The sequence below is a fragment of the Variovorax sp. RA8 genome, assembly GCF_901827175.1.
GTDB lineage: Bacteria > Pseudomonadota > Gammaproteobacteria > Burkholderiales > Burkholderiaceae_C > Variovorax.
Map to the genome: position 1 here is coordinate 2,591,873 of NZ_LR594662.1, position 19,307 is coordinate 2,611,179.

The following is a 19,307-nucleotide window of genomic DNA, read 5'->3' on the forward strand; positions in this document are numbered from 1 at the left end:
CCCGGCCGGCAGTCACGACTTGCTCGCGCGCGGGTCGCGCAGGCACGGCCACGACTTCCTGAAGCGTTGGACCATCCGGGTCTTGCAGGCGCTGTCGCGCTCGGTCTCGAGCGCGGCGATGACGATCCACTGGGCCGGATCGAGGTGAAGGTCTTCGGCCAGCGCACCCGCGATCACGGGCGAGAGCCGGCCCCGGCTTCGCGCGGTGCGCAACGCTTCTTCCGAGAGGCCCAGGCGAAGCGCCCAGGCACGCAGGTTGTCTTGCTCGAGCGCCTTGTCCAGGAGATCCATCGTCGTGGGCGCCGGGCAGGCGGAAGGTGGCTGGTTGAAGATGCTGGTCATGATCGAAGGGCGTGCGGTGCCTACAGGCACTGGCCCGCCGAGCAGGCGGCCAGTTTTCTTCCAGGACAAGGGCGGGCGAAGCGCTCGAGCATGGCCCGGCCCAGCCGGGTGATCTCGTCGACCGTCGCCGGCAACTGCCGCTGGCCGCGATGCAGGTCGCCGGGCGAATGCGCGGCTTCCGGGATGGCGGCCTTGATGGAGCCCGCCAGTTTCAGGATCCTCAAGGTCTCGATGTCGCCATCGTCGACGACACGGATGGGCAGCTTCGTGTTCGCGAGGCGCTGCAGCAATTCGAGAGGTTGGGGGAAAGAGCCGTGGGACGCTTCGTTCCTTGGTGCGCTGTGGGACGTGTGCATGCGTTCGGAAAAGTTGGAAGTTCAAGAGGGCAGGCGTCTGACCTTGCCCGCACGCACCCGGGCCGGGTGTGTCTGGAGCGTGAATGTAGGCAAGCCGTGCACGCCAGACAATCGAATTGACAATGCCTAAGAATTGGTTGGGAAGAGCGAGGGCGGCGTCATCCGGGATGGGCGACGGGCAGGTGTGCAGTCCTGCACGAGCGGGCCGGAATTGACATTCCTTGACAATCCGCCGCCGCTTCCGCGTCACTGTGACCGGTACACTTTCTTGCTAATCGAAGCCCCAATGCGTTGCGGGCGCTCAACAAAAAGGTAGTACAAGAAATGCGAGTTGCCGCACTGGACGACGACGTCGATCAGCTCGACCTCGTCAGGTGCACTTTGCAAGCGATCGGGCACGACTGCCACGTCTTCTCTGAAGGTACCGCCCTGCGGCGCGAGCTGCAGCGCGAGACCTTCGATCTCCTGGTCCTGGACTGGCACCTGCCCGACATCACCGGCCCGGAGATCGTGCGATGGGTCCGGGCCAACGTGCAGGCGCGCATTCCGATCCTCTTCGTCACCAATCGCCATGAAGAGCGCGACGTGGTGGAGGGCCTGACCGCGGGAGCGGACGATTTCATGGTCAAGCCGGTGCGCGTCGGCGAACTGGCAGCGCGCGTGCGGGCGCTGCTGCGGCGGGCCTACATGGACCCGCCGCCCGAAGAGCAGGTATGGGGACGCTATCGCTTCGTGCTGGCGAGCCGGCAGCTGGAGATCGACGGCAAGCCGGTGGCGCTGACGCAGAAGGAGTTCGACCTGGCCTTGTTCCTGTTCAGGAACGCGGGGCGGCTGATCTCGCGCAAGCATTTGCTGGAAACGATCTGGGGCGTCGCCAATCCACCCGGGACCGAGCTGATGTCGCGCTCGCTCGACACGCACATCTCCCGCGTGCGAACCGTGCTCGGCCTGCGTCCCGAGAGCGGCTATCGCCTGGCTTCCATCTACGGGCAGGGCTACCGCTTCGAAGTGCTCGGCAACGATGAGAACCATGTCGCGTGAGGGGGCGGCGCGAGCCGCACGCCGCCACGCGAGCCGCATCGGGCAGTGCCTCGCCGCCTTGCAGCTGGCGCTGCACGCGCTGGCCTTCTCGCCGCCGGCCGCCGCCGCCGAGCCGGACCTCGTGCATGCCGTGCAGGCCGGCGAGACGCTCTATGGACTGGCCGAGCAATACACGGGCCGGTCCGATCGCTGGCAACTGCTGCAGCAGCACAACGGGATCGCCGATCCGCATCGCATCGAGCCGGGTACGCGCGTGCGCATCCCGGCTGCGCTGCTGGCCTTTGCGCCGAGCTTCGCGACGGTGGAGTACGTCACGGGCGAGGTCCGCCAGTTCGCCGTCCCGGAGGCGCAGGCCCAGCCCGTGCAGGCGGGCGCGCGCCTGCCGGAGGGCACCCGCATCGAAGTCGGATCCGATGGCTACATGCGCCTCGCGCTGAGCGATGGCTCGGTGGTGCGCGTACCGGCGAACTCGACGGTGCGGCTCGCCGGCGTCCGCCGTCAGGAGGCGCTGCAGGCCAACGAAACCCTGATCCAGCTCGATGCCGGCCGTGTGGATGTCTCGGCGCAGCCGCTGCGCGGCGGATCGGGCCGCTTCGAGATCCGCACGCCGCTGGCCGTGGCGAGCGTGCGCGGTACGGAGTTCGGCGTAGCCATCCAGCCCGATGCCGGCGTCACCGGCGAGGTCATGCACGGCGCTGTCGATCTGAAGGGTCGCGCGCGCAGCCCGGGCCCGCGCGGCCTGCGCGAGCAGCGCCTGCAGGCAGGCGAGGGCGCACGCGTGAGCCAGGCCGGCACGGTGGGGCCCGTGCGCCAGCTGCCCGCGGCACCCGATCTTGCAACGTTGCCGGCCACCATCACCGATGCCGACTTCGTTCGCCTGCCGCTGCCTGTGCGGCCGGGCGTGGCGGCCTACCGGGTCCGCATCGCCAGGGACCCGGCGATGGAGCAGGTCGTGCGCAACGGCGTGTTCGATGCCGGCGAGCTGCGCTTCGCCGGCCTCGACGATGGCGACTACACCGTGGGTGCGCGCGGCGTGGACGCGGAAGGCCTCTCCGGCCTCGAGAGCACGCGCGCGATCCGCGTCAAGGCGCGGCCGGTCGCGCCGCTCTCGCAAGGGCCTGCGCCGGGCGAGAGAATCGTCGGCAGCAGGGTCGAGTTCAACTGCGCGCAGCCGGCCGGCATCCGGCGCTTCAGGCTGCAGGTCGCGAGCGACGAGTCCTTCCAGGACTTGCGCGTCGACGATCCGGAGCTCCAGGAGTGCCGGCGCACCGCCCAGTTGCCTGCGGGCCGCTACTTCTGGCGCGTGGCTTCCGTCGCCCTGACGCCGGATGGAAAGACCGACCAGGGGCCGTTCAGCGCAGGCCGGCGCTTCGATGTGGTGGAGCCGCCGCCGGTGCCGCCGCCGCCCAGGTTCGGCGACGCCGACGGGGCGCTGCAGCTCTACTGGTCCGCGCTGCCCGGCTACGGCTACCGCGTGGAGGTGGCGCGCGACAGCGCCTTCGCGGACGTCGTCCATGCAGAGACGCACTCCGAGGCCTTCCTGCACCTGAAGGCGCTGCCGCCCGGCACCTATTACGTGCGGATGCAGGCCATCACGCCGCAGGGCGATGCGGGCGTCTTCTCGGTGTCGCAGGCGGTGCGGATCGGTCCGGTGGTGCGCGATGCGAGCGGCAGTGCCGTTCATGACGGCGACGGCCGCCCCATCGGCCGGCAGTAGCGCCGCGCCGCACTTTCTGCGAAGACGCATCCGCCGCGCATGCCGGGCCATCGCACCACCGTCTCGTCGCTTCGCTTCCCGTGGCGCTGGCTCGAATGGCTGGGCTTGGCGATCCTCGTCGCGAGCCTGGTCCTCGTCGTGGACCGCACCGGATGGCTGCAGGGGCCGAACCGCTGGCTGCAGGACGCGCTGATGTTCCTGCAGGCCCGCCCCGCCGATCGCAGCGAAGTGGTGATCGTCGCGATCGACGACAAGAGCATCGCGGCCCTGGGCCGATGGCCATGGCGGCGCTCCTTCCACGCCCAGCTGATCGACCGCATCGACAAGGATGGGCCGCGCGCGATCGGCATGGACCTGCTCCTGATCGAGCCGGACCAGCGCTTCCCCGCCGACGATGCCGCGCTCGCCGCCGCGCTGGGCCGCAGCGGCAAGGTGGTGCTTCCGCTGATGATGCAGAGCCACAACGCCGAGCCGGTGGTGGTGGGGCCGTTGCCCGTCCTGCGCCGCCGCGCGGGCGCGCTCGGGCATGTGCACCTGGCCATCGATGACGACGGCGTGGCCCGCAGCGTGTACCTGCGCGAGGGCCTGGCCGGACGCCAGTGGGACCACTTCAGCGTCGCCATGCGCAAGATCGGCGAAGACCTGGCCGATGCGCCGCCTCGAAAGGGCGAGGCCGAACCCGCCGATGCGGACGGCGTGCCCGCCTGGCAGCGCTCGCGCCGGCTGACGATCTCCTTTGCGGGGCCACCCGGGCATTTGCGGCAGGTGTCCTATGTCGACGTCCTGGACGGCGCGGTGGCGCCGGGCACCTTCAAGGGCAAGTACGTGGTGATCGGCGCCACAGCGGCCGGGCTGGGTGACCTGTACGCCACGCCGGTCTCGAACCGCTCGAGGCTGATGTCCGGCGTCGAGCTGTCGGCGAACGTGCTCGACAGCCTCGAGAGCGGTCGCAGCATGGCCCCGCTGCCTGCGCGGCTGAACGCGGCGTTCAATCTCCTTCCGGCGCTGCTCGCGTTGGCGGGCATGGCCTTCGCCGGGCCGCTTGCGGCACTGCTGCTCACGCTGACGCTGTTGCTGCTGCCGGTGGCCGCCGCTGCGGGAGCGGCGCGCTTCGGCCTGCAGTTCGCGCCTGCCGCAGGCATGCTCGGCGTGGCCGCCGCCTACGGGCTCTGGAGCTGGCGAAAGCTGGATGCCGCCACCCGCTACCTGATGGACGAATTCAGGCGCCTGCACGCCGACGGCCGCATGGCGGGCCCGTCCGGCGCCGCGCTTGGCAGCGGAGATTTCGTCGGCCGTCGCATCGATGCGATGGGGCAGGTGGCGCAGCAACTGAGAAACCTGCACCGCTTCGTCCGCGACAGCCTCGAGGGCCTCCCGGACGCGACGCTGGTGTGCGACAAGGGAGGGACCGTCCTTCTCGCCAACGCGGCAGCGGCCCGGCACTTCGGTGTCGAAGCCGGCGCTGAGCTGCGCGGCGCGCATGCGCCGGCCCTGATGGAGGACGTGCTGTCGCGGGCGGATCATCAGCCGGTGGTCACCGCCGAGCGCTTCGCGGCTGGCGCCGAGGCGCATTCCGCTGCGGCGCGCGACGGGGCGGAGCGCGAGCTGCTGGTGCAGCAGGCACCCTCGTTCAGCGGCGACGGAGAGCACTTGGGCTGGATCGTCTCGCTCGTGGACGTGACGCCGATGCGGCAGGCCCAGCGCCAGCGCGACGATGCGATGCGCTTTCTCACCCATGACATGCGCGCGCCGCTGGCTTCCATCCTCGCGCTGTTGAGCCTGCAGCGAGAAAATCCCTCTGCACTGGCACCGGAGCAGTTCCAGGAGCGCATCGAACGCCATGCCAGGAAGGCGCTGGGGCTCTCGGACGATTTCACGCAACTGGTGCGCGCCCAGTCGCACAGCTACCGCTTCGAGTCCTGCAACCTGGTGGATGTGCTGCTCGAATGCGTGGACGATGCATGGGAAGCGACCCGGCGCCATGGGATCGAGATCGTCATGTCGCCTGCTGCGGACGTGGCGCACAGCCGCATCGACCGGGATCTCGTGGCCAGGGCCATCACCAATCTCCTGGGCAACGCGCTCAAGTTCTCGCCCGCGGGATCGTCGATCCGCTGCGCCATCGAGCCGCTGCCGCTCGAATGGGCGGTGCTCGTACAGGACGAAGGACCGGGCATCGACGAGGAGCTTCGGGCCCATCTCTTCGAGCCCTTTGCAAGGGGTCGCGCAGGGTTCCACGTCGAGGGAGCGGGCCTCGGGCTGGCCTTCGTCAAGACGGTGGCCCAGCGGCACGGAGGCAAGGTGGTGCTGGAGAGCGCGCCGGGGCAGGGCAGCGCGTTCAGGCTGGTCCTGCCGCGGGCCTGAAGCGGGAGAAGCATGGTTGACATGAACTCCACACTTCGGAGACCCGCACATGGCTGGCCGACGCTCGCGGCCTCATGATGGAAGCTAACGCACCCTGCCTCGTCGAACAAGATTCACGATCGCGAGCAGGATGACGGCACCGATCAGCGAGGCCACGAGCCCCATGACGCTGAAGTCGTTCTGGTTGACGGTCGCGGAGCCCAGCAGGGGCGCGATGAGCCAGCCGCCGAGGACCGAACCGACGATCCCCACCACCACGTTGAGGATCATGCCCTGCTGCGCATCCGTCCTCATGATCATGCTGGCGATCCACCCGATGATGCCGCCGACGATCAGCCAAATGATTATGTTCATCTTGTTCTCCAGGCAGTTGTGGGATCAGCGGCGGCCGCGCATCGCGCTCATGAGCAGCGCACCCAGGATGACGCCGCCTGCCGCTGCGATCGCGACGGCGCGGCCTGGTTGTTCGGACACGTAGTGAGTGCCTTGCTCGGCGGCTCTGCCCATCTGCTCCTTCGCCGCCGTCAGCTTCTTGCCGGCGGCATTGACTGCGTTCTGGGCGTACTCCTTTCCGGAGTCGATCACCTGGCGCGCTGCCTGCCTGGCGAGTTCAGCGGCGTTGGCCTTTTCCTCAGCGGTCTGGTTGATCGGTTGCGACGAACCGGACGTTTCGGACTCGGGATAGTTTTCCATGGCAGCTCCTTCGATGAAAGGATGAAAAGGCGGTCGAACCGACCGGCGGACCTATTGATACGACGCCACGGATAGTGGCCACCGTCGGCGCTCAGCCGCAGCGCGTGTAGGGCGGTGGCCTATCGGGAACATCCACGCTCCGCCGGGACTCGCCCTGGGCGCTCAAGCCCCGCCTGCGCTTGCGCTGCGTCCGCTCCTACGCGGGCATTGCGAAGCTCGCGTCACTCTGGCTTCCACTCTGAAAGACTGAAGGAAGCGCCATGAAAGACCAGCCGAAGACGCCGCAGCGGAACACGTCCACGCCTGCGCAGAAAGCCATGAAACAGCAGGCGAAGACGCCCGCCGAACGCGGTGAGATCGTGGGGCCCAACGACGGGCCCGCGACGACGGCCAGGAACCAGCCGGTTCGACCCGGCGACGCCGGCGTCGGCGAGTCAGGGAACCAGGGCAGCTCGCCGTACCAGGACCGCAAGCGGCCGGAGGAGTCCGAGCGCGAGAACGATTGATGCGCCTCGCGATGTCAGGCCGGACGCCGGCCGATCATCATCAGCAAGGCCGTCAACGCCATGAGTGTCAACAGGGCGCCGAGCCCCATCGCGGTGGCAGGCAGTCCGATGAGCCCCGTGCAGAGGCCCGCCGCGATGGCCGGCACGCTGAAGGCCAGGTAGCTCAGCACGTAGAACCCGGCCATCAGCGCGGCGCGTTCCTGAGGTTCGGCCAGCGATACGAGGCTGCGCAGCGAACCGCTGAACGCCGAGCCGAAGCCCAGCCCCGCGATCGCCGCGCCGATGAAGAACGCGGCCGTCGAATGCAGCGCGATGCCGGCGAGGCTCGTGACGAGGCCCAGCGTCAGCGCGGCGGCGCCGACCACCAGCGCCCTGCGCGGCGGCCACTGGCGCACTGCGAAGATGGCCGCGGCGCTGCTGAGCACCATGGCCGTGATCAACAGGCCGCCGACCAGGGGCGCATCGTTGCCGGTGACGACGCGCGCCAAAGTAGGTCCGAGCGAGAGGTAGAAGCCGCCGAGCGCCCATTGCGCCGTGTTGACGGGCAGCACCTGCCACAGCATGGGGCGAGCGCGTGCGGGAATCGCGATGCTGGGCCGGAGCGAGCGCCATGCGCCCGGCCTGCGCACGACCGTTTCGGGCAGGTACAGCGCGGCGAGCATCTGCAACGCGAAGACGAGCATCAGCAGGTCGAACACGAGGCGTGTCGGCGAGGGCGCAAACTGCACCAGCACGCTGGTGCCGAACGCGCCGGCCGCCATGCCGACCATCGGGGCCACGCCGTTGACGAGGGGGCCGCGCTCGCGGTGCAGGTCGAGCAAGCCCGCGCTGAGCGCGCCGGTCGCGATCCCGGTAGCGATGCCCTGCAGGACGCGCGCCGACAACAGCCACGCGACCGAGTCCGCCCGCCAGAACAGCACCGTCGCGGCAATCTCCAGCACCAGCGCTCCCAGGATCACTTCGCGCCGTCCGCGATGATCGGACAGGCTGCCGAAGACCAGCAGTGCCGCGAGCAGGGCGAACGCATAGCTCGAGAAGACCACCGTCAGCATCAGTGCGGAGAAGCCCCAGGCTTCACGGTAGAGCGCATAGAGCGGCGATGGAGCGGTCGACGCCGCCAGAAAGCTGACCAGCAGCGAGGCCTTGAGCCAGAGGGCCGGGCCGTGGCCCAGGCGCGTTTGAGGCCAGCTTGTGGCAGGGGGAGCGTGGACGGTCGGGACGGGCTGCATCGAAGTTCCTCAGGCTACATAAAAGCAAAAAAATAGCGTTTGTGGATTGTGAGGGGTTTTTGCTCTTAACGCAATTCCTTTGCTTTAGAATGGTTTCATGAGCTCACTCCCCGCTTCCCGCCCCGGTGGACGCAGTGCCCGCGTCCAGGTCGCGGTCCACAAAGCAACGCGCGAACTGCTCGACGAGCAGGGCCGCGCATCGGTCACCGTGCCCATGATCGCGGCGCGTGCAGGGGTCACGCCGTCGACGATCTACCGGCGCTGGGGCGATCTCGCGGAGCTGCTCGCGGACGTCGCCGTCGAGCGCCTGAAGCCGGACAGCGAGCCGCTCGACACCGGCAGCCTGAAGGGGGACCTGCTGGCGTGGGCCGACCAGTTCCGCGACGAGATGTCCTCCGAGCTCGGGCGCGCGATGGTGCGCGATGTCGTTTCGGCACGCGGCATGGAGGCCTTGGGAGAGCCCTGTCCGTGCGCCGTGTTCGCGAAGAGCCAGCTCGAGGCCATCATCGAGCGGGGCAGGGTGCGCGGGCAGCAGGTCCCGGCGGTCGATGCGCTGATGGACCGCGTCGTCGCGCCGATCGTCTACCGGATGATGTTCGGCCTGCCGATGGCGACGCCGAAGGACGTCCGCAGCTGGGTCGAGGCGTGCGCGAAAGAGGCGGCATGCGAATCCTCGAGCTGAAGCGCCGGCTTCGCGAAGCCGGCGCGGGCCCCATTCACGAGCACCGGATCTTGCGGCTATGGTCCCATGCGCTGCCGCGCGACAGTGGCAAGCGGCAGCCGGCGAGCTTCTTCCCTTCTTCGCTGCTGGCGGCCCTCCCGGGCATCGAGGCCGAGCTGGCGGGACTGGCGCGCATCCACGCCGTCCATGCCGGCGCCGATGGTTCCGAGCGGTTGCTCGTGGCCCTCGCAGACGGCCAGACCGTCGAGAGCGTCCTGCTGCCCCGCGCCGGCTTGTGCGTCTCCTCGCAAGTCGGGTGCGCTGTCGGATGCCAGTTCTGCATGACGGGCCGCGACGGATTGTTGCGCCAGCTGGGGAGTTCCGAAATCGTTGCCCAGGTCGCCCTCGCGCGCCTGCGCAGGCCGGTACGCAAGGTGGTGTTCATGGGCATGGGCGAACCGGCCCACAACCTGGACAACGTGATGGAGGCCATCGACCTGCTCGGCACGGCAGGCAACATCGGCCACAAGAACCTGGTGTTCTCCACCGTGGGCGATGCACGCGTTTTCGAGAGACTTCTCCAGGGACGCGTGCGGCCGGCGCTGGCCCTTTCTTTGCACACGACCAGGGCCGACTTGCGCAGAAAGCTCCTTCCGCGCGCGCCGGACATGACGCCCGATGAACTGGTCGCCGCGTGCGAACGCTATGCCCGGGCCACCGGCTACCCCATCCAGTACCAGTGGACGCTCCTGGAGGGTGTCAATGACGGGCAAGAGGAAATCGAAGGCGTCGTCCGGCTGCTCTCCGGCAAGTACGCCGTGCTGAACCTGATCCCCTTCAACGCGGTGGATGGCGTTGCCTTCAGACGCCCCTCGTGGGAGCAGTGCAAACAGATGGCCCGCACGCTGCACCAACTGGGCATCCTGACCAAGCTGCGCTATTCGGCCGGCCAGGACGTCGACGGGGGCTGCGGCCAGCTGAGGGCGCGCACCGTTCACGTTCACGCCATCGGCGGCAACCGTGCCAGCAACTTGTCCAGCGTGATCGGATAGTCGCGCACCCTGGCGCCGGTCGCGTTGTAGACGGCGTTGGCCACCGCGGCGCCGACGCCGCATATGCCGAGTTCGGCGACCCCCTTGGCCTTCATCGGCGAAGAGATCGGATCTGTTTCGTCCAGGAAGATCACGTCCTGGTGAGGGATGTCGGCGTGTACCGGCACCTCATAGCCAGCCAGGTCATGGTTGACGAAGAAGCCGCGGCGCTTGTCGAGCGCGAGCTCCTCCATCAGCGCGGCCCCGGCGCCCATCGTCATCGCGCCGATCACCTGGCTGCGCGCGCTCTTCGGATTCAGGATGCGGCCGCAAGCGCAGACGGCGAGCATGCGCCGGATCCGGATCTCGCCCGTGGCGGCATCGACACCGGCTTCCACGAAGTGCGCGCCGAAGGTCGACTGCTGGTACTTCTTGTCGAGGTCGCCGTACTCGATGGCGTCCTCTGCCACCAGGCCGTTCGGCCCCGCGGCCTGGGCGAGCGGGACCGCGCGGTCGCCGGCGCGCACCATGCCGTCGGTGAACTCCACGTTGGCCGACGTGATACCGAGCTTCTGCACCACCGCCTCGCGCAGCTTCATGCAGGCCGCGTAGACGCCCGAGGTCGAATTGTTGGCGCCCCACTGCCCGCCGGAGCCGGCCGATACGGGAAAGGCCGAGTCGCCCAGGCGCACGAGCACCTTTTGCAGTGGAACGCCCATCGTCTCCGCGGCGGTCTGCGCGATGATCGTGTACGAGCCGGTGCCGATGTCCGTCATGTCGGTCTCTACCGTCACCATGCCGCGGTTGTCCAGGCGCACGCGTGCGCCGGACTTCGTCAGCAGGTTGTTACGAAAGGCCGCGGCGACGCCCATGCCGACCAGCCATCGCCCGTCGCGGACCTGGGCCGGCAGCCCGTTGCGGCGGCTCCAGCCGAAGCGCTCGGCGCCGGTGCGCAGGCATTGGATCAACTGGCGCTGCGAATAGGGGCGCTCCGGCTTCTCGGGGTCGACCTGCGTGTCGTTGAGGACGCGGAACTCGACCGGATCGAGACCCAGCTTCTCCGCCATCTCGTCCATCGCGATCTCCAGCGCCATCATGCCCGGGGCCTCGCCGGGCGCGCGCATGGCATTGCCCTCGGGCATGTCGAGCACCGCCAGCCGCGTCGTCGTCAGCCGGTTCGCGCCGGCGTACAGCAGCCGCGTCTGGTTGACGGCGGTCTCCGCCTGGCCATCGGGCAGGTCGCCGGACCAGCCCTCGTGGGCAATGGCGGTGATCTTGCCGTCGCGCCCGGCGCCGATGCGAATGCGCTGGATCGTCGCCGGCCGGTGCGTGGTGTTGTTCATCATCAGCGGCCGTGGGAGCGCCACCTTGACAGGCCGCCGTGCCGCCCGCGCGCCCAACGCGGCGAGCACCGCATCCGCGCGCACGAACAGCTTGCCGCCGAAGCCGCCGCCGATGAAGGGCGAGACCAGCCGGACGTTGGCCTTGGGAATGCCGAGCGTTTTTGCAACGTCGCCGGCGCCCCAGTCGATCATCTGGTTCGACGTCCAGACCGTGAGCTTGTCGCCCTTCCAGGCCGCGATCGAGGCATGCGGCTCCATCATCGCGTGCGACTCGTCGGGCGTGGTGTAGGTGGCGTCGATCTGCACCGGGGCCGCGGCGTACGCCGCGGCGAAATCGCCCACCTTCGACTCCGGCGGGCCGCTGAACTCCGTCGGCTTGGGCATCTGGGCCGAATCCTTCTGCGCAGCCAGGTCGAAGCGGCCTTCCGAGCGCGTGTACTCGATGCGCACCAGTTGCGCGGCGGCACGCGCCTGCTCGAAGGTCCTCGCGACGACCAGCGCCACCGCCTGGTGGTAGTGGTCGATCTCGGGCCCGCCCAGCAGCTTGGCCGTATTGAAGGTGCCCTTGTCGAGCTTGCCGGCATTGTCCGCGGTGACGATGGCCAGCACGCCGGGTGCCGCCCGCGCGGCGCGCAGGTCCATCGAGGCGATGCGGCCCTTGGCGATGCCGGCCCCCACAACGTATCCATAGGCCGCGTCAGGCGCCACATCGTGGCGCTCGTACGCGTAGGGGGCCGTGCCCGTGGTCTTGAGCGGGCCGTCGATCCGGTCCGTCGGCTTGCCGATCACCTTGAGCTGGTCGATCGGGTTGGTCGTGGCGGGGGTGTCGAACTTCATGGCTCAGGCCCTCGCTTGTGCCAGGACTGCGGCGATCGTTCGTTCCGCCAGCGGCAGCTTGAAGGCGTTGTCGTGCGTCGGCTGGGCACCCGCCAGCAGCCGGCCGGCAACCGCCTCGGCCCCTTGCGGCAGCGCAGCGTCGGCGGCCTCGTCGCGCCACGGCTTGTGCGCCACGCCGCCGAGGGCGACCCGGCCCGCGCCGTTGCGCTGCACGATCGCAGCCACGGAGACGAGCGCGAAGGCGTACGAGGCGCGATCGCGCACCTTGCGGTACAGCTGGGCGCCGCCTGCCGGCCGGGGCAGCGTGACCGCGGTGATCAGCTCGCCGCGCTCCAGTGCCGTCTCGATGTGCGGGGTATCGCCCGGCAGCCGGTGGAAATCGGCGATCGGGATGACACGTGCCCGGCCGTCGGGCCGCACGGTCTCCACCGTCGCGTCGAGCACGCGCATCGCAACCGCCATGTCACTGGGGTGGGTGGCGATGCAGGCCTGGCTGCTTCCGACCACCGCGAGTTGACGGCTCACCCCACCCAATGCGCTGCAGCCGCTGCCCGGCTGGCGCTTGTTGCACGGCTGGTCGGTGTCGTAGAAGTAGGGGCAGCGCGTGCGCTGCAGGAGGTTGCCGGCCGTGGTCGCCTTGTTGCGCAATTGGCCCGAGGCCCCGGCCAGCAGCGCCCGCGAGAGCACGCCGTAGTCGCGCCGCACGCGCTCGTCCGCGGCCAGCGTGGTGTTGCGCACCAGCGCCCCGATGCGAAGCCCGCCATCAGCCGTCGGCTCGATCCTGTCCAGCGCGAGGCCGTTCACATCCACCAGGTGCGTCGGCACCTCGATCTGCAGCTTCATCAGGTCGAGCAGGTTGGTGCCGCCGGCAATGAACTTCGCGGCCGGGTCGCGGGCCACGGCCGCGGCGGCTTGCGCCGGCGACTTCGCGCGCTCGTAGGTGAAGGGCTTCATGTCCTGACTCCGGCCACTTCGGACATCGCATCGATGATGTTGGAATAGGCGCCGCAGCGGCAGATGTTGCCGCTCATGCGCTCCCGAAGTTCCTCGGCAGAGAGCAGCGGCCGCGCCGCGAGGTCCGCGCTGACGTGGCTGGGAATGCCCTGGCGAATCTCGTCGAGCACGCCGACCGCCGAGCAGATCTGGCCCGGCGTGCAGTACCCGCACTGGTAGCCGTCGTGCTTCACGAAGGCGGCCTGCATCGGATGCAGGCTCCCGGGCGTGCCGAGGCCCTCGATGGTGGTGACCTTGCTGCCTTCATGCATCACGACGAGCGTCAGGCACGAATTGATTCGCACGCCGTCCACCAGGACGGTGCATGCGCCGCACTGCCCGTGGTCGCAGCCCTTCTTGGTGCCGGTGAGGTGCAGGTGCTCGCGCAAGGCGTCGAGCAGCGTGGTCCGCGTGTCGAGATCGAGCGTGCGGCGCGTGCCGTTCACCTCGAGGGACACCTTGGTTGCCGGCACAGTGCCGCCGGCAGCCGCAGCCGGTGCTGCGGTGGCATCTGGGGAGACGGTGGTCGTGGCGGCCGTGGCAGCGCCCACGATCAACAGGTCACGCCGGGAGATGGTCAGGTCGCTCGGACTGTCCATGTTGGTCGATCCTCATGGATGGCGCGGCGCGAAACTAGCTGCGGCCGCTAAGGCTCGTCGCCGCCTCCGGCGATCAGGCAGGCGAGGATGACGGCGTCGCGCCACGGGGCCATGTAGGCCGCCGGCTCACGCGTGAGTAGTCGCGGCGACATGCGTCGTCATGAAGACCTGGCAGATGCAGATGGCAGCTCTGCACGGGCCTCCCTGCCGAACCGTCGGACCGATTGCGGCGGCTGCCCGAGGCTGCGCAGGAACGCGCGTCGCATGCGTTCGCGATCGCCGAAGCCGACCTCGTCGGCGATCACATCCATGGACAGGCGCCCTTGCTCGAGCCTCAGTCTCGCGGCTTCGACACGCAAGAGCTCGACGGCCTTGGCGGGTGAGCGGCCCGTCTCGGTGCTGAAGGCCCTGCTGAACTGCCGCGGGCTGAGCCCTGCGACGTCGGCAAGCTCTTCGACGGACAACGCTTCGCGCAAATGGGCGTTCGCGTAGTCGATGGCCTTCTGGATCCTGTCGGACTTCGGGTCGAGGTCGAGCAACGCGGAGAACTGCGACTGTCCGCCCGTGCGACGGTGGTAGACGACGAGCTTGCGCGCGACCGTGCGGGACACGTCCTTGCCGAAATCCTTCTCGATCATGGCGAGCGCCAGGTCGATGGTGGCCGCCATGCCTGCAGAGGTCCAGATCGGTCCGTCGACGACGAATATCTGGTCTTCCTCGACGGCGATCTTCGGGAACCGGCGCTGCAGATCGCGAGCGAACCGCCAGTGGGTCGTCGCCCGGCGGCCATCGAGGACGCCTGCTTCGGCGAGGAGGAAGGCGCCGGTGCAGGGAGCCGCGATCCGCCTCGATGTCGTGAGCGCGCGCTTGACGAAGGCGACCAATCCGGGCGAACTGAGGTCGGTCTCGACACCGGAGCCGAACATGACCGTGTCGAAGACGGCGTCGCCGAAAGGCTGGGTCTCGACACGGAACCCGGCGGAGGCGGCAACGAGGCCACCCTTTTCCGAGACCAGGGTCACCTCATACGCCGGCTCGTCGACCACGAGGTTGGCAGTCTCGAAGGCAGTGACCGCAGCGAAGCCCAGCAGGTAGAAGTTGGGGAATACGACGAAACCGATCCTGTGCATGTGTCACTCCGCGCCATGTCTCGAATCAGCAGTATTTATGACATTTGAGACATCGGCAATGGCGCATATTCTGGCGGCTCTACTCCATCGAAGCCATCGAAAGTTGTTTGATATGGACCGTCGACTCGTCATGCTTGCGCTCGGCATGTTCGCCATGGGAACGGACAATTTCGTCGTCGCCGGAATCCTTCCGGGCGTTGCCCAGTCACTGCACACCTCGGTCAGCCTGGCCGGCCAGATGGTGACCGTCTACGCGCTTTCATACGCCGTCATGGCGCCCGTGATGGCCGCCCTGGCCGGGGGATGGCCGCGCGAGGTTCTCCTGGTCTCGGCACTGGCGGTCTTTGTTGCAGGCAATGTCATCAGCGCCCTTGCGACGGACCTGAACACCGTGCTGGTGAGCCGCGCAATTGCTGGCCTGGGCGCTGCCATGTTCGCGCCCACGGCACTCGGGGTGGCCGCCGCGCTGGCGGAGCCGGCGAGGCGGGGGCGCGCACTCGCCACCGTGACCGCCGGCCTCGCCGGTGCCACGGCACTGGGCGCACCGATCGGCACCTTCATCGGCGGGTTCGGAAGCTGGAGGGCCACGCTGTGGTTCGTCGCGGCCCTCGGGCTCGTCTCGATGATCGGCGTCTGGACGATGCTTCGCTCGGTCCCGCAGCCCGCACGCATCCCCTTGCGGGAGAGGCTGGCGCCCGTGCGCGACATCCGCATCGCGCTGACCCTGCTGACGTCGCTGTTCGCCTTCGGCGGGTTCCTGATGGTCTATACCTACGCCGGGCTGGTGCTGGGTCGCGTGACCGGCGGCGATGAGCGCGTCCTCGCCGGCATGCTTCTCTTCTGGGGTGTCGCCGCGACGATCGGCAACGTGCTGGCGGGTCGGCTGGTCGATCGTTTCGACAGCCGCAGGATCATCAACGCCGGCCTCGGCGTTGCCATCGTCAACTTCTGCGCCTTGCCATGGACTGCCGCCCATCCGGTGAGCGCTCTCATCGCGCTGGCGATCTGGGGCGTGTGCGGATGGGGCCTCCTCGTGCCCCAGCAGCACCGGCTCGTGAAGATCGCGCCCGAGGTCGCACCGCTGCTGCTTGCCCTGAACAACACGGCCACCTATGGCGGACTTGCCTGCTCGGGCGTCATTGGAGGCGTCGTGCTCCTGTACATGGACCCGCAGTACCTCAGCCTCGTCGGAGCCGGGCTGATCGCGGTCGCTTTCGTGCTCGCCGAGGCTGCGCATCGCCACATCCGGCGTGAGCGCGTACTGAACTATGCGGTCGCCGGCACGACGCCTGGTGCGGCATGACCGATCGCAAGGCCGCGACGGCCGTGCCGCAAGACACCAGCAAAGGAAATCATGAAACTCAGACTCATCGTCGGCGCTGCGTGCGCCGCACTCATCCCCGCATTCGCAATGACGGTGGCCGCACACACCGGCCGTGAAGTGGTCACCCCTCATTTCGAGCACGCACTGCCCGACATTCCCGGCAAGTCGCTGATCGCCGTGGTGGTCGACTATCCACCCGGCAGCGCATCCGCGCCGCACTCGCACGCGAAGTCAGCCTTCATCTTCGGCTATGTCGTGTCGGGCGCGATCGAAACGCAGGTCAACGACGAAGCCAGGCGGATCGTCCGCGCAGGCGAGAGCTTCTACGAGCCGCCGGGCTCGCGGCATCCTGTCAGCAGGAATGCAAGCACGACGGAGCCGGCGAAGCTGCTGGCCGTCTTCGTCGTCGACTCGAATGACCGGGCGCTGACCACGCCCGACAAGTAACTCACTGAAGCAAAGGAAAATCCGGAATGAGCAAGCGCCTCGATTACAACCAGGTCGCGCCGGCAGGCGCCAAGGCCCTCGGCGGCGTCTACGGGTACGTGACGCAGAGCGGCCTTCCGCCTGGCCTGGTCGACCTGGTCTATCTGCGCGTCTCGCAGATCAACAACTGCGCCTACTGCCTCGACATGCACACGCGCGAACTGCTGAAGAAGGGGCTGAAGATCGAGAAGCTGGCGCTGGTGCAGGCCTGGGCCGAAGGCGGAAGTCTCTTCGACGAACGCGAGCGTGCCGCCCTGGCCTGGGCCGAAACGGTGACGCGCGTGGCAGAGACCGGCGTTCCCGACGAGGCCTACGGGGCGGCGCGTGCGACGTTCAGCGAACGGGAACTCGTGGATCTCACGATCGCGATCAGCGTGATGAATGCCTACAACCGCATGGCGATCAGCTTTCGAAACACGCCCGCGGCAGTGCTCGAGGAGTGACCTACTCGACGACGACCTTGCCGTCCTTCACGAGCTGCGCGAACTTCGCCGTCTCCTCGCGGATCCGGGCGGCCATGTCGGCGGAGCTGTCGCCGATCGGGTCCGCGCCGATGGCCTGCATGCGCTCGCCGAAGTCGGGCGACTTGATGATCTTCACCATCTCGCGGTTCAGCTTCGCAACGATGTCCTTCGGGGTGTTCGCCGGCGCGAGCACGCCGAACCAGGTCCCGATGTCGAATCCCTTCAGGCCGGCCTGTTCGAGGGTCGGTACCTCGGGCAGCACGGCGGACCGTTTTGCCGTGGTCACCGCAAGCGCGCGCAGCTTGCCGCTCTTGATGTGCTGCAGCACCGGCGTGATGGTGTCGAAGGACATGGCCACCTGGCCGCCGAGAAGGTCGGTGGTGAGCGGGCCGCTGCCCTTGTAGGGCACGTGCAGCAGGGTAGTGCCGGTGCTGGCCTGGAACTGAGTGCCGATCAGGTGCTGCGCGGTGCCATTGCCGTTCGAGCCGTACGCCAGGGGCGTGGGTGATGTCTTGGCGAATGCGACCAGCTCGGCCACGGTCCTGGCAGGCGTGAGCGCGGCGTTGACGACCAGGACATTGGGGACCATCGCCACCGTGGTGATCGGCGTGAGGTCCTTCTGGAAGTCATAGGGGAGCTTCTTGTAGACACTGGTCGCGATCGTGTGGTGCACCGCACCCATGAGCAGCGTATAGCCATCGGGCTTGGCCTTGGCGACGTAGTCCGCGCCCAGCGTGGCGCCCGCGCCCGGCTTGCTTTCGACCACCACAGGCTGGCCCAGGCTCTTGGACAGTGCGTCGGCGAGTGCCCGGGCCAGCACATCGGTCGTGCCGCCCGCAGGAAAGGGCACGATCAGGCTGATCGGCTTGGCCGGCCATGCCTCCTGGGCGCCGGCCCATGGGACCAGGGAAAGCCCAAGCGCGGCCATGGCGGCGCCCGTGAGGACTCGGCGATTGAGCGGGAATCTTTGGTTCATCTCTTTGTCTCCAGGTTGACGGTCTGCGCCGTTCATTCGGACTTGCGGTGAGCGCAGCGCTTCATGCGGCCTGGCGCTGCCGACCGGCGGACGCGAGTCGCTCGCACACGGCCTGCGTGACCTGCGACGTGGTCGCCGTGCCGCCCAGGTCGCGGGTATGGAGCGATGGGTCGGCGGTGACGGCTTCGATGGCGTTCATGACGCGTTGGGCGGCATCGGCTTCGCCCAGGTGCTCCAACAGCATCGCGACCGACCAGAAGGTGCCGACGGGGTTCGCCAGTCCCTGGCCCATGATGTCGAATGCCGAACCGTGGATCGGCTCGAACATGGACGGGTAGCGGCGCTCGGGGTCGATGTTGCCCGTCGGCGCGATGCCCAGGCTTCCTGCGAGGGCGGCGGCAAGGTCGCTCAGTATGTCGGCATGGAGGTTGGTGGCGACGATCGTGTCGAGCGTGGCGGGCCGGTTGATCATGCGCGCCGTCGATGCATCGACCAGTTCCTTGTCCCAGGTGACGTCCGGAAACTCCTTGGAAACCTGCAGCGCGATCTCGTCCCACATCACCATGGCGTGCCGCTGGGCGTTGCTCTTGGTGATGACAGTCAGCAGCTTGCGGGGGCGCGACTGCGCCAGCTTGAAGGCGAAGCGCATGATGCGCTCGACGCCTGCCCGGGTCATGATCGAGACATCCGTGGCAGCCTCGATCGGATGGCCTTGGTGAACGCGGCCGCCGACGCCCGCATACTCGCCCTCCGAGTTCTCGCGAACGATCACCCAGTCGAGGTCGTCCGGCCCGCAGCGCTTGAGCGGCCCGTCGATGCCCGGCAGGATGCGCGTCGGGCGCACGTTGGCGTACTGGTCGAAGCCCTGGCAGATCTTCAGGCGCAGCCCCCAGAGGGTGATGTGGTCGGGAATGTGCGGATCGCCCGCCGAGCCGAACAGGATGGCGTCCTTGCCGCGCAAGGCATCGAGGCCGTCGTCCGGCATCATCACCCCGTGCTTGCGGAAGTAGTCGCCGCCCCACTCGAAGTTCTCGAATTCGAACTTGAAGCTGCCCGCCGAAGCGACGGCGTCCAGCACTTCCCGCCCGGCCGGCACGACTTCCTTGCCGATGCCGTCGCCTGGAATGGTTGCAATCCGGTACGTCTTCATTTGTGCCTGGTCCTTTGTCTGTTCGAGGCCGATTCTGAGGGTTGCATCCGAGTGCATCGCGGCGG

General features: G+C 68.3%; 20 protein-coding genes. 9 read left to right on the forward strand and 11 right to left on the reverse strand.

The window, feature by feature from the left end; genetic code table 11:
• Positions 1-12 precede the first annotated feature (12 nt).
• Entirely contained in the window at positions 13-342 is a 330-nt protein-coding gene (locus E5P3_RS12210; protein ID WP_162586215.1) for a hypothetical protein, read from the reverse strand.
• Positions 343-362: 20 nt separating this feature from the next.
• A complete protein-coding gene (locus E5P3_RS12215) occupies positions 363-632 on the reverse strand; it encodes a hypothetical protein (protein ID WP_162586216.1) in 270 nt (89 codons plus the stop codon).
• Between the two features lie 390 nt (positions 633-1,022).
• On the opposite strand from E5P3_RS12215, the gene E5P3_RS12220 reads away from it, so the two are divergent.
• Genes E5P3_RS12220 through E5P3_RS12230 form a run of 3 tightly spaced genes read left to right on the forward strand, consistent with a single transcriptional unit; the run spans position 1,023 to position 5,820 of the window.
• Positions 1,023-1,739: a response regulator transcription factor gene (locus E5P3_RS12220; RefSeq protein WP_162586217.1), complete on the forward strand. Its 717-nt coding sequence runs from the start codon at positions 1,023-1,025 to the stop codon at positions 1,737-1,739.
• Positions 1,729-3,456, forward strand: coding sequence for a FecR domain-containing protein (locus E5P3_RS12225; protein ID WP_162586218.1), 1,728 nt, complete (start codon positions 1,729-1,731; stop codon positions 3,454-3,456). The genes E5P3_RS12220 and E5P3_RS12225 overlap by 11 nt, the downstream gene beginning before the upstream one ends.
• A 39-nt stretch (positions 3,457-3,495) precedes the next feature.
• Positions 3,496-5,820 (forward strand): CHASE2 domain-containing protein, encoded by a 2,325-nt coding sequence (locus E5P3_RS12230; protein ID WP_162586219.1) that lies wholly within the window; start codon positions 3,496-3,498, stop codon positions 5,818-5,820.
• An 84-nt stretch (positions 5,821-5,904) separates the two neighbouring features.
• On the opposite strand, the gene E5P3_RS12235 is transcribed toward E5P3_RS12230, so the two are convergent.
• Positions 5,905-6,174 (reverse strand): GlsB/YeaQ/YmgE family stress response membrane protein, encoded by a 270-nt coding sequence (locus tag E5P3_RS12235; protein ID WP_162586220.1) that lies wholly within the window; start codon positions 6,172-6,174, stop codon positions 5,905-5,907.
• A gap of 24 nt (positions 6,175-6,198) precedes the next feature.
• Positions 6,199-6,513 (reverse strand): hypothetical protein, encoded by a 315-nt coding sequence (locus E5P3_RS12240; protein ID WP_162586221.1) that lies wholly within the window; start codon positions 6,511-6,513, stop codon positions 6,199-6,201.
• A 260-nt stretch (positions 6,514-6,773) separates the two neighbouring features.
• Here E5P3_RS12240 and E5P3_RS12245 point away from each other — a divergent pair, with 260 nt between their 5' ends.
• Positions 6,774-7,019 (forward strand): hypothetical protein, encoded by a 246-nt coding sequence (locus E5P3_RS12245; protein ID WP_162586222.1) that lies wholly within the window; start codon positions 6,774-6,776, stop codon positions 7,017-7,019.
• A gap of 14 nt (positions 7,020-7,033) precedes the next feature.
• On the opposite strand, the gene E5P3_RS12250 is transcribed toward E5P3_RS12245, so the two are convergent.
• Positions 7,034-8,248 (reverse strand): MFS transporter, encoded by a 1,215-nt coding sequence (locus tag E5P3_RS12250; RefSeq protein WP_162586223.1) that lies wholly within the window; start codon positions 8,246-8,248, stop codon positions 7,034-7,036.
• A gap of 97 nt (positions 8,249-8,345) precedes the next feature.
• Here E5P3_RS12250 and E5P3_RS12255 point away from each other — a divergent pair, with 97 nt between their 5' ends.
• Positions 8,346-8,930, forward strand: a complete 585-nt coding sequence (locus E5P3_RS12255) for a TetR/AcrR family transcriptional regulator (RefSeq protein ID WP_162586224.1) — start codon at positions 8,346-8,348, stop codon at positions 8,928-8,930.
• Positions 8,912-9,961, forward strand: coding sequence for an RNA methyltransferase (locus E5P3_RS12260; protein ID WP_162586225.1), 1,050 nt, complete (start codon positions 8,912-8,914; stop codon positions 9,959-9,961). Before E5P3_RS12255 ends, E5P3_RS12260 begins: the two co-directional genes overlap by 19 nt.
• On the opposite strand, the gene paoC is transcribed toward E5P3_RS12260, so the two are convergent.
• The 4 genes from paoC to E5P3_RS12280 all read right to left on the reverse strand — a co-directional run bounded on the left by paoC (position 9,910) and on the right by E5P3_RS12280 (position 14,842).
• Positions 9,910-12,120, reverse strand: coding sequence for an aldehyde oxidoreductase molybdenum-binding subunit PaoC (gene paoC, locus E5P3_RS12265; protein ID WP_162586226.1), 2,211 nt, complete (start codon positions 12,118-12,120; stop codon positions 9,910-9,912). The two genes, E5P3_RS12260 and paoC, sit on opposite strands and share 52 nt — an antisense overlap.
• Positions 12,121-12,123: 3 nt before the next feature.
• A complete protein-coding gene (locus E5P3_RS12270) occupies positions 12,124-13,074 on the reverse strand; it encodes an FAD binding domain-containing protein (protein ID WP_162586227.1) in 951 nt (316 codons plus the stop codon).
• Positions 13,071-13,712 (reverse strand): aldehyde dehydrogenase iron-sulfur subunit PaoA, encoded by a 642-nt coding sequence (gene paoA / locus E5P3_RS12275; protein ID WP_162586228.1) that lies wholly within the window; start codon positions 13,710-13,712, stop codon positions 13,071-13,073. The genes E5P3_RS12270 and paoA overlap by 4 nt, the downstream gene beginning before the upstream one ends.
• Positions 13,713-13,870: 158 nt before the next feature.
• Positions 13,871-14,842: a GlxA family transcriptional regulator gene (locus E5P3_RS12280; protein WP_162586229.1), complete on the reverse strand. Its 972-nt coding sequence runs from the start codon at positions 14,840-14,842 to the stop codon at positions 13,871-13,873.
• A 112-nt stretch (positions 14,843-14,954) separates the two neighbouring features.
• Here E5P3_RS12280 and E5P3_RS12285 point away from each other — a divergent pair, with 112 nt between their 5' ends.
• From E5P3_RS12285 to E5P3_RS12295, 3 genes are read left to right on the forward strand one after another with little or no spacing between them, the layout of a single operon-like run.
• Positions 14,955-16,145: an MFS transporter gene (locus E5P3_RS12285; RefSeq protein ID WP_162586230.1), complete on the forward strand. Its 1,191-nt coding sequence runs from the start codon at positions 14,955-14,957 to the stop codon at positions 16,143-16,145.
• A gap of 51 nt (positions 16,146-16,196) precedes the next feature.
• Positions 16,197-16,613: a cupin domain-containing protein gene (locus E5P3_RS12290; RefSeq protein WP_162586231.1), complete on the forward strand. Its 417-nt coding sequence runs from the start codon at positions 16,197-16,199 to the stop codon at positions 16,611-16,613.
• Between the two features lie 26 nt (positions 16,614-16,639).
• Positions 16,640-17,095, forward strand: coding sequence for a carboxymuconolactone decarboxylase family protein (locus tag E5P3_RS12295; protein ID WP_162586232.1), 456 nt, complete (start codon positions 16,640-16,642; stop codon positions 17,093-17,095).
• A 1-nt stretch (position 17,096) separates the two neighbouring features.
• On the opposite strand, the gene E5P3_RS12300 is transcribed toward E5P3_RS12295, so the two are convergent.
• Entirely contained in the window at positions 17,097-18,092 is a 996-nt protein-coding gene (locus E5P3_RS12300) for a Bug family tripartite tricarboxylate transporter substrate binding protein (RefSeq protein WP_162586233.1), read from the reverse strand.
• A 61-nt stretch (positions 18,093-18,153) separates the two neighbouring features.
• The gene (locus E5P3_RS12305; protein WP_162586234.1) at positions 18,154-19,242 is read right to left on the reverse strand and encodes a tartrate dehydrogenase; all 1,089 of its coding nucleotides are present in this window, start codon (positions 19,240-19,242) and stop codon (positions 18,154-18,156) included.
• Between the last annotated feature and the right edge of the window lie 65 nt (positions 19,243-19,307).